Raw genomic sequence first — 8,811 nt, 5'->3', positions numbered from 1 at the left:
CGCCCTCCCTGATCCGCGATGCGCTGAATGACCAGAGACCAGCTAGCCGCCGAGTTGCTCCGTATTTCCAAACTGCAGCTCAGCGATATCACACGCGCCGTCAAGAATGGAGAAAAGTCGATTGCATTGAACGAAGTGGTCGATCTTGGCAGACGCCTGAACCGACTCGCGGATGCTGTCGCCGGCCGCCCGCCGCAGGCGATCTCACCCCCGTCCGCGGCACCCGACGAAACCCGCGTCCAGGCGTGAGCGCGGCATCGGAGTGGCGCGCGGCGCGAAACGTCGCGGCGCGCGCCCGGCTCGACCGGGCCCTGCCCGCCGTCTTCCCGGCCACGGTCCTGCGCCACGCCCTGTCGCGGCCGCTGATCCCGCCGACGCCGCGCCTCGCGGTGGAGGGATATTGGCGCGCCCACCTGATGCGCGCCGATCGCATGGCCCGGGCGCTGGCCGCGCGCTCGGGTCAGCCCGAGGGCTGGACGTGGCGTCTCGGCACCGAGAAGGGGTCGGGCCTCGCCGCAACCTTCCGGATGCCGCCCTCCCCCTTCCGGGAACCGGCCCACGCACGCGGGAAAGGTCATTGCTGCATCTGCGGACAGCCGGTCTACCGCTTCGGCTGGCACCGGGACCTCTGGGGCACGGGCGTGCCGAACAAGAACGCACGCTGGCACGCAGCCTGCGTCGCCGCCTGGAAACTGTGGGTCGCCCCGAGCGACCAGGTCAAGGTGCTGAAGGCGCACCAGCGTCACCGCTGCGCCGCCTCCGGCAAGCGCCTGTTCAAGACCGCCGAAGTGGACCACCGGGTGCCGCTCTACCGCGTCTGGCGCGAGCATCGCGACGCGGCCTGGCCGACCCTGCTGGGCTTCTGGGGCGCCCCGAACCTCCAGGTCGTCAACCGGGCGGTCCACGTGGAGAAGTGCAGCCTCGAAGCCGGCGAGCGGGCCCAGAGCCGGCAGGCCGCGCGCGGCCGGGCGAGTGAGCCGCCTGATCCGGAGTTTGCCCGGGCGCTTGCCCCGAGCCTCGGTCGCGATCCGGTCGGCTGAGCAAGGCCGGCGCCAGCACTCGGCCCCAGCTGTTGCGAGCGGGGCTCCGGCCCTCAGAGGATGCCTTCGATCAGCTCGAGCTGCTGCGCCTCGGTGGCCTCGATGTACCAGTTCTCGGGAGCGCGCCGCAGGACCTCGTCCAGGGACACGCGCGAACCGGCGACGAGGTTGGCGAAGCCCTCGTTCTGGATCTCGATCGAGCACTCGATCTCGTGCAGAGCAGCCTTCACGGAGGCGATGCAGGTGGTCAGGGGGCCGTTGAGCACCACCTGCTTGTCGAGCTTGCGTTCATGGACCATCAGCCGCGTGCCGCGCGTGAGGAAGCGGTTCGGCCGGGCGAAGAAGCTCATGAAGGTGGTCCCGGCCGAGTAGATCGCCGCCTTGCCGAGGAACACGAAGCGCCGGTCGGTCATCACGCCGCTCTTGAAGCGGATGTCCTCGCCCATCATCCGCGCGACCTCGGGGTCGCCCCCGAGGGTGGTGAGCTCGACGACCACGAGGTCGCGCCCGTCGATCGCATCGAGCTGGCTCCGGAAATCCCGGTACATGTCGTGGTCGACCGGCCCTGACAGCAGGATGGCCGGCGCGTCGAACGCGGATGCGGGCAGAGGGCTGGTATCCATGGTGCGGCTCCTGTCGCGACCCATCACGGGTCCGTGACAGCGAGAACGCAAATCCCCGGCCCGGGATCGGTTCCCCAGCCGGCCTCAACGTTTCTTAACCGTTCCGTCGGTATGTCGAAGCTGCTTCGCACTTCGGTTAACCCACGAGTTCGCCCCGATGAGCCACCACACGGAAACGCTCGTGATCGGCGCGGGACCGGCCGGCCTGACCGCCGCCTACCTGCTGGCGAAGGCGGGCCGCTCCGTCACGGTCCTGGAGAAGGACCCGGTGCAGGTCGGCGGCATCAGCCGCACCGTCGCGCATAACGGCTACCTGTTCGACATCGGCGGCCATCGTTTCTTCTCCAAGTCGAAGGCGGTGGTCGATCTCTGGGACGAGCTGCTGCCGGACGACTTCATCGAGCGGCCGCGCCTGTCGCGGATCTTCTACAAGGGCAAGTACTACGCCTACCCGCTGAAGGCCTTCGAAGCGCTGCGCAATCTCGGACTCCTCGAGAGCACGGCCTGCGTCGCCTCGTATCTCTATGCCCGGGCCCGGCCGATCGCGGAGCCGAAGAGCTTTCACGACTGGGTCCGCAACCGCTTCGGCGAGCGCCTGTTCTCGATCTTCTTCAAGACCTACACCGAGAAGGTCTGGGGCATGTCCTGTGACGCCATCTCGGCGGACTGGGCGGCCCAGCGCATCAACGGCCTCGATCTCGGCGCGGCGATCCGCGATGCGCTGGTGCGCTCGCTCGGCCTGCGCAAGGCCCCGCGCGCCGGCGAACCGGTGATCAAGACGCTGATCGAATCGTTCCGGTATCCCCGGAAGGGACCGGGCATGATGTGGGAGGCGGCGGCCGCGAAGATCGCCGCCGGGGGCGGCACGCTGCGCCTCGACCGGGGCGTCGACGGCCTGCACTACGAGGCCCGGACCGGGCTCTGGACCGTGACGGCCAAGGGTGCGGACGGCACCCGGGAGACCTTCACGGCCCGCAACGTCGTTTCCTCCGCGCCCTTGCGCGAACTCGTCGGGTCGATCTCGCCCACGCCGATCAGCACCTTCCAGGCGCGGGCTCTGCAGTACCGCGACTTCCTCACGGTGGCGCTGATCGCACGCACGGACCGGAACTTCCCGGACAACTGGATCTACATCCACGATCCGTCGGTGCAGGTCGGGCGGGTGCAGAACTTCCGTTCCTGGTCGCCCGAGATGGTGCCGGACGCCGACCATACCTGCCTCGGGCTCGAGTATTTCTGCTTCGAGGGTGACGGCCTGTGGACCGCGTCCGACGCGGACCTGATCGCCCTGGCCAAGCGCGAGATCGGTCAGATCGGGCTGATCCGCTCCGAGGACGTGGTCGATGCCTGCGTGGTGCGGCAGCCCAAGGCCTATCCGGTCTACGACGAGGACTACAAAGCTCACGTCGCCACCATCCGGCGCGACCTCGAGCATGCCTATCCGACCCTGCACCTCGTCGGGCGCAACGGCATGCACAAGTACAACAACCAGGACCACGCGATGATGACCGCGATGCTCACGGTCGAGAACATCCTCGCCGGAGAGCGCCGCTACGATCCGTGGTGCGTGAACGAGGACGCGGAATACACCGAGGCGGGCGTCTCGGGGGCGCAGGACGCGCTGGCGAGCGAGCGCCTGGTTCCGCGCCGCGCGGCCTGACGGCGATGGCGCAGGCCGCGACACCGGACCCTGCGGCGGCCGTAGACCCGGCGCGAGGATGGGGCGGGCGCTGGGCGCAGGCTGCAGCGCGCTCCGCCTGGCCTGTCCTCGGGGCGGTGGGCCTCTACCTGCTGATGCATCCCTACGGCGGCATCGAAGGAGATGCGCGCATCTATGTCGGGCGGGCGCTCGCGGATCTCGATCCCGACGGGGTCGGACGCGACCTCATGTTCGCCCTCGACGGACAGTCGCGCTTCAGCCTGTTCCCGATCGTCCTCCGGACGCTGGTGCAACGCCTCGGCCCGGACGCCGCGGCCCTGGCCGTCAGCGTCGCGGGCCTGTTCGCCTGGTTCTGCGCCGCGGCCTTCCTCGCGGGCGCCATCGCGGCGGATCGGCGCCGCTGGGGCATCCTGATTGCCCTGGTGGTGCTTCCCGCCTCGTACGGCCATCCGGGCATCTTCCGCATCGGGGAGGCGCTGGCGACGCCGCGGACCCTGGCGGAAGCGGCAGTCCTGGCGGGCTTGGCGTCCCAGCTCTCGGGCCGGTTCTGGTCGGCCGCCCTTCTCATGCTGGTCGCATGCCTGATCCACCCGATCATGGGACTCGCTGGCTTAGGGGTGCTCAGCATCGTCCTGGTGGCGGAGGATCGGCGATGGCTGGCGCTCCCAACCACCGCGCTGCCCGCGATCGTGCTCGCCGCCTATCTTGGTCTGCCGCTGTTCGGGCGATTGCTGCAGCCCATCGATCCCCAGTACCTCAGCATCCTGCGCCAGCGATGCTCCGATCTCTTCCCCCTGCTCTGGGCGACGCAGGCCTGGGCGTCCCCGCTGGTGCAGGCCGCCTCGATCCTGATCGCCGGGGCCCTCGTGCCGCGGCCGGTCCGCCGGGTTCTGTACGCCGCACTCCTGGCCGGCCTCTGCGGCGTCGCGGCGAACATCGTCTTCGAGGAGTTTGGATCGTCGCTCCTGGTGATCCAGGCTCAGCCCTGGCGTCTCCTTTGGGTCACCTCTGTCGTTGGTGCCGCCGCCCTCGGGCTCTGCGTCACCACGCTGCCGCGCGGAGACGCGGGAGACCGGATGACCCTCGCGCTGCTGGTTCTGGGCTGGGTGTATTCCGACGATCCTCTGATTGCCGGCGGCGCGGGCACCCTCGCGCTCGCCGTTCACGCGGCCGTCCGCCGCCGCTGGATCGGACCCTCACGCGCCCTGATGCTGGCGACCGTCTGGCTGGTCGGCGCGCTCGTTGTCTGCCGCGCCGTGCTGGAAGCCGTCGCCCTGGGTTGGCTGGTCACCCGCCTGCCCCCGGGTGCCTATCTCGAACTCAGTCTCATCCGGAACTTCGGGCTGGCGGCGCCGCTCGCCCTCACCGCCGGCCTCGCCTGGATCGACATGGCGCGAAGCCGACCCGCGCGGATAATTCTCGGGTTGATGCTCACCCTGACGCTCGTGAACTTCTGGGATGAGCGCGCGCCGGTCTTCGGACGGACCGAGGACCGGGTCGCGCGGTCGGATCTGATCCGCGCGGTCGCGGGCCGCCCCGGCGAGGTGCTCTGGCTCGACAGCGGCGCCGAGACCTGGCTGGTGCTCGAACGTCCGAACTGGATCAACACGCTTCAGGGCGCCAGCATCGTGTTCTCGCGCCCCCTCGCCATGGCGTGGTCGGAACGAATGGGCCGACTGATCGCCCTCGGTCTTGCCACCGAGGCCAACCGCGTGCCGTTCGCGCCCCCCGTCCCGCCGCGCGCGCCCGATCTGCCGGTCGGCGCGGTCGAGACCCTGTGCGCGGCACCCGACGCACCGGCCTGGATCGTCCTGCCGCTGCGCGACGGCCAGGTCCCGCCCGATGGGGGCCGCGTGTTTCCGCTTCATCGTCCCTCGGTGAACGCCATACCGGCCGTCGACGGCCTTTCGTGGAACGGCACGGTCGCCTACGGGCTGCTGCCCTGCCGGACCTGACGTCACGGCTCGGGCAGGTTTCAGCGGCTCCAAACCCGTTGCGCCCCTCTCCTGTCAGTCGAGACGCAGGAGCATGAGCCCGATCAGGGCCGCGATTGGAATCGCGAGACACCCGAACGACCAAGCGGCCACCCCGAAGGCGCCCGCCAGCGCCCCGATGGCGAAGGCCAGCACCGCGGGCACCATCCGGCGCAGGCGCCCCCGCGCCGGGCCGTCCGGCGGAACGGCGCCCCGCGCCCAATCCACGAGGTCGATGACCGCCTGGGTGACGTTGACGGTCATCACCGTCGTGGCGGCGAGATGGGCGAGGCCGAGCCGGCCGATGGCGTTCTGGACGCCCATCGCGGCGACTCCCAGCATCCCGACCGTGACCGCCGCCGCGCCATCGGGCGAGCCGAGGGGCGACAGGGCGAGGCCCATCACGGCGAATCCGGCGAGCAGCACGATTTCCAGGGCGAGGAGCCAGCGCAGGGGCGCCGCCCCGCGGCGCTCCAGCGCCAGGGCGAGCAACCGCGTCACCGCGACCGCGATGACGAAGGCCGGCAGGGCGAGCAGCTTGGCCACCACCCCGACCGAGGTCGACACCAGTTCGGCGCCCAGCAGCACGAAGTTCCCGGTCACATGGGCCGTGAACAGGCCCGCGAGGGCGATGAAGGCCGCTGCATCGACGAACCCCGCCACGAAGGCAAGCCCGATCCCCGCGGCCAGATCCGGATCGACGCCACGCGGCTTCGAAGAGGGGCGGACTTGCGCGGAGCCGCTCGCGCTGGGTGGGCGTGTCGGTGTCATCGCTGCCGTCTGATTGATCGCGCATTGCGAGGGATGGCCGGTTCTGGCCGAAAGTGCCGGTCAACGGAAGCATCCGTCCTCCATCGGACCGTATCCGGGCAGGCGACCTCCGCGCGAGGACGACGGAAGATGACCGGAGATCTGATGCGTCGACCCCGAAGCGCGAAATCTTATGAAAGCTCGTCTCGTCCTGAACCGCGGGCGGAGCTGTTCGTTGTGATGTCATGACAAATTCCACATCCGAAGTCTCGCCTGCCACTGCCCAGATCGCGGAGGCCCGCCACCGCGAACTCGCGATGGAGCACCTCCTGTTCGGGACGATCCGTTTCCTGGCCCAGGCCCATCCCGACCTGCTGACGAACCTGGATTCCAGCCTCGATCACCTCTGGGACAAGGCCGACGACGACACCCGGGACGACGAGGCCGTGCGGGAGGTGGCGCGCCGCTTCCTGAAGAGCGTGCACGCCGAGCGCTGACGGTCGGCCCGCCCTGTCCTGGCCGACGCGGCACAATGTCAACGAGGAGGGTGTTATGACGAAGATCCAACTTCTCTCACAGTTATCGCCTTCTCAGTCCTCACTCTCGCAGTCCCCGCCCTCGCACGGGTCGCGCGCCCTCGTTCTCGCGACGGCGGCGGCAATGCTGGCACTCGGCTTGAGCGGAGTTGCCATGGCCCGCGGCGGCGGCGGAAGCGGCGGAAGCGGCGGCGACGGCCTGTCGCCCTACGCGGCGCTCAGCGGCAACGACCGCTCCGCCGGGGTGAACAACGGCAATTATCGCTCGCCGGCCCTCGACCCGTATCTCGGGGCCTACGAAGATCGCTACGACCGGCCGCTGCGGGGACGCGTCCGTCCGAGCCGGCAGCCCTATTATGGCACGCCGTACTGACGCGCAGCGGCCGGTCGTGACTTTCTGGGGCATGCCCCCGAGCATGATCCCGTTCAGCCGTGCGGATATCGCGTGCGCTGCGCGCTGAACCTCCGCGTGGGCGGGGCCGGTTGTCCCGGTTGAACCGGACGAGGAAGCCCGTCGAATGAGCATCGGCGCCACCCACAACCTTCTCCTCCGGTCGCTGCCGGAGGAGGAGCGCGCCCGGATGCTTCCCCTGTTCGAGCGCATCGAGGTCCGGAAAGGCGCACGCCTGATCAACGAGGGCGACCGGATGGCGTTCTCCTACTTCCCGGAGGATGGGCTGTCGTCGAACCTGACTACGGCCAACGGGAGCCGCAGGCTGGAGGTCGGCTGCTTCGGCTACGAGGCGATGATCAGCACTGCCGTGTTCCTCGGGTCCGAGCGCACCCCCCATGAGATCGTCGTCCAGGTCGGCGGCCCCTGGCTGCGCATCGACGCCGCGTGCCTCCGCGATGCCTTCGAGGCCCTGCCGGGCCTGCGGCGCGTGCTGTTGCGCTACGCGCACGTCTTCATCATGACCCTCAGCCAGACGGCCCTGTCGAACGGCGTCTGCTCGATTGAGGAGCGCCTGGCCCGCTGGCTTCTCATGGCGCAGGATCGGCTGAGCACCGCCGACTTGGCCCTGACGCACGAGTTCCTGGGCGTGATGCTCGGGACGCAGCGCTCCGGCGTGACCCTGGCGATCCAGGCCCTCGAGGGGGTCGGCATGATCCGGGCCCGGCGCGGGCGGATCACTATCCTCGACCGGGACCGGCTCGTCGCGCATGCGGGGGACAGCTATGGGCCCGCCGAGGCCGAGTATGACCGCCTGATCGCTCCGTTCCGACGGCCTGCCGCGCCCTCCCGGTCAGGTCGTCTCAGTTGACCCGCTTCGCCGCTCCGGTCAGGGCCGGCGCCGTCGGACCTACAGGCTCTCCGGCAGGCTCTCCGGCAGGGTTGCGGGCAGGGTTGCAGGCCGGTCATAGGCCAAGGATTCGGAGGTGATGCGATTGACGAGAGCGTCACGGCGCGCCTGCCGGAGCACGATGCGGGCGGCCGCGCGGGCATTGGCCGCCCGCACGCCCGCGTTCGGACTGCCATCCCGGAGCGCCTTCCAGGCAACGGCCCGGAACCAGTTCGCATTGCCGATGGCGATGGCCCGCCGACGAGCCAGGCCCGTCAACTCCGTCGCGTCAGGGGGCATCGAAAGAGACGGTATCAGTAGCGACATTGTGCCGATCCTGGCCAGCTTGCCTGCTTGTCCACGATTGGGACAAGAATTGATATCACCTTTGCGAATAAGCAATATCGGCACCGGATCGTTACGGCCGAAACTGTCCTGATCCATGTCCGCCGTCGCACTCGGAGATATCGGCGCGGACCAGGCCCGTTCCTATTGGGCGCGGCACCGATACGCTCGGGCGCGGCGGGAGCAGACACGACGGCCATCGATCCGCGCTACGACACCGGACGTCTCGACGCCCGCGTTGCCAGCCCCATCCCGCTCATCTGACGCCGCCCGGTCGACCGCGGTTGAACTCCCGGGCCGGCAGCGACCATGAAGGGTCAGCCCGTCGGCTCGCTCCCGTCCGGGGCTGGCCCCGTTCGCGGCCGGTCGCGAAGCTTCGACAGACCCGACGATTTCGGTCGGGCGACCGCGATTGTCCCATCGCCCAGTCTCAGGAACGCGATCCCGTTCGCCCGCAGGGTATCGAGCGCGATGGTCCGAGGCCGTGTCAAAACGGATTGGGCGCGGAACTTTATGAATGTCGGCTGCGGATGAATCGCCACGGCTCGTGCTTGTTCAGGCTCGGATGGCCTGGATGAGCCAAGCTGCGCCGAACAGGCGGATC

Annotated in this window: 10 protein-coding genes; 7 read left to right on the top strand and 3 right to left on the bottom strand. The window is 69.4% G+C overall.

What is annotated here, in order from left to right:
- The first annotated feature begins 27 nt into the window (after positions 1–27).
- Positions 28–249: a hypothetical protein gene (locus J7U37_RS24440; protein WP_056185589.1), complete on the top strand. Its 222-nt coding sequence runs from the start codon at positions 28–30 to the stop codon at positions 247–249.
- Positions 246–1,040 (top strand): hypothetical protein, encoded by a 795-nt coding sequence (locus tag J7U37_RS24435; RefSeq protein WP_247637423.1) that lies wholly within the window; start codon positions 246–248, stop codon positions 1,038–1,040. The genes J7U37_RS24440 and J7U37_RS24435 overlap by 4 nt, the downstream gene beginning before the upstream one ends.
- Positions 1,041–1,093: 53 nt before the next feature.
- On the opposite strand, the gene J7U37_RS24430 is transcribed toward J7U37_RS24435, so the two are convergent.
- Complete coding sequence (locus J7U37_RS24430) at positions 1,094–1,663, bottom strand: hypothetical protein (protein ID WP_056185583.1); 570 nt, start codon at positions 1,661–1,663, stop codon at positions 1,094–1,096.
- Between the two features lie 157 nt (positions 1,664–1,820).
- Here J7U37_RS24430 and J7U37_RS24425 point away from each other — a divergent pair, with 157 nt between their 5' ends.
- Complete coding sequence (locus J7U37_RS24425; protein ID WP_056185579.1) at positions 1,821–3,323, top strand: NAD(P)/FAD-dependent oxidoreductase; 1,503 nt, start codon at positions 1,821–1,823, stop codon at positions 3,321–3,323.
- A 5-nt stretch (positions 3,324–3,328) separates the two neighbouring features.
- A complete protein-coding gene (locus J7U37_RS24420) occupies positions 3,329–5,278 on the top strand; it encodes a hypothetical protein (RefSeq protein ID WP_247637422.1) in 1,950 nt (649 codons plus the stop codon).
- Between the two features lie 54 nt (positions 5,279–5,332).
- Here J7U37_RS24420 and J7U37_RS24415 read toward each other — a convergent pair whose 3' ends face one another.
- Positions 5,333–6,067, bottom strand: coding sequence for a YoaK family protein (locus J7U37_RS24415; protein WP_056185572.1), 735 nt, complete (start codon positions 6,065–6,067; stop codon positions 5,333–5,335).
- Between the two features lie 224 nt (positions 6,068–6,291).
- On the opposite strand from J7U37_RS24415, the gene J7U37_RS24410 reads away from it, so the two are divergent.
- The 3 genes from J7U37_RS24410 (at position 6,292) to J7U37_RS24400 (ending at position 7,844) form a co-directional block, all read left to right on the top strand.
- Positions 6,292–6,543 carry a hypothetical protein gene (locus J7U37_RS24410; RefSeq protein ID WP_056185569.1) on the top strand — a complete coding sequence of 84 codons (252 nt, stop codon included), beginning with the start codon at positions 6,292–6,294 and terminating at the stop codon, positions 6,541–6,543.
- A 163-nt stretch (positions 6,544–6,706) separates the two neighbouring features.
- Positions 6,707–6,955, top strand: a complete 249-nt coding sequence (locus J7U37_RS24405) for a hypothetical protein (RefSeq protein WP_247637424.1) — start codon at positions 6,707–6,709, stop codon at positions 6,953–6,955.
- 145 nt (positions 6,956–7,100) lie between these two features.
- Complete coding sequence (locus J7U37_RS24400; protein WP_247637421.1) at positions 7,101–7,844, top strand: Crp/Fnr family transcriptional regulator; 744 nt, start codon at positions 7,101–7,103, stop codon at positions 7,842–7,844.
- A 39-nt stretch (positions 7,845–7,883) separates the two neighbouring features.
- Here the strand turns inward: J7U37_RS24400 and J7U37_RS24395 are convergent, their stop codons facing one another.
- Positions 7,884–8,306, bottom strand: coding sequence for a hypothetical protein (locus J7U37_RS24395; protein WP_247637420.1), 423 nt, complete (start codon positions 8,304–8,306; stop codon positions 7,884–7,886).
- Positions 8,307–8,811: the final 505 nt, after the last annotated feature.

Origin of the sequence: Methylobacterium sp. 37f (assembly GCF_023093475.1) — a bacterium.
In the GTDB taxonomy this organism is placed as follows: Bacteria; Pseudomonadota; Alphaproteobacteria; order Rhizobiales; family Beijerinckiaceae; genus Methylobacterium.
Note: the sequence above shows the minus strand (reverse complement) of the source record. Positions and strands in the feature narration are given on the sequence as shown.

Excerpts from the sequence above, each read along its gene's own strand:
- J7U37_RS24440 (WP_056185589.1), top strand. The coding sequence starts at position 28 with ATGACCAGAGACCAGCTAGCCGCCGAGTTGCTCCGTATTTCCAAACTG.
- J7U37_RS24430 (WP_056185583.1), bottom strand. The coding sequence starts at position 1,663 with ATGGATACCAGCCCTCTGCCCGCATCCGCGTTCGACGCGCCGGCCATC.
- J7U37_RS24425 (WP_056185579.1), top strand. The coding sequence starts at position 1,821 with ATGAGCCACCACACGGAAACGCTCGTGATCGGCGCGGGACCGGCCGGC.
- J7U37_RS24420 (WP_247637422.1), top strand. The coding sequence starts at position 3,329 with ATGGCGCAGGCCGCGACACCGGACCCTGCGGCGGCCGTAGACCCGGCG.
- J7U37_RS24415 (WP_056185572.1), bottom strand. The coding sequence starts at position 6,067 with ATGACACCGACACGCCCACCCAGCGCGAGCGGCTCCGCGCAAGTCCGC.
- J7U37_RS24410 (WP_056185569.1), top strand. The coding sequence starts at position 6,292 with ATGACAAATTCCACATCCGAAGTCTCGCCTGCCACTGCCCAGATCGCG.
- J7U37_RS24405 (WP_247637424.1), top strand. The coding sequence starts at position 6,707 with ATGCTGGCACTCGGCTTGAGCGGAGTTGCCATGGCCCGCGGCGGCGGC.
- J7U37_RS24400 (WP_247637421.1), top strand. The coding sequence starts at position 7,101 with ATGAGCATCGGCGCCACCCACAACCTTCTCCTCCGGTCGCTGCCGGAG.
- J7U37_RS24395 (WP_247637420.1), bottom strand. The coding sequence starts at position 8,306 with ATGGATCAGGACAGTTTCGGCCGTAACGATCCGGTGCCGATATTGCTT.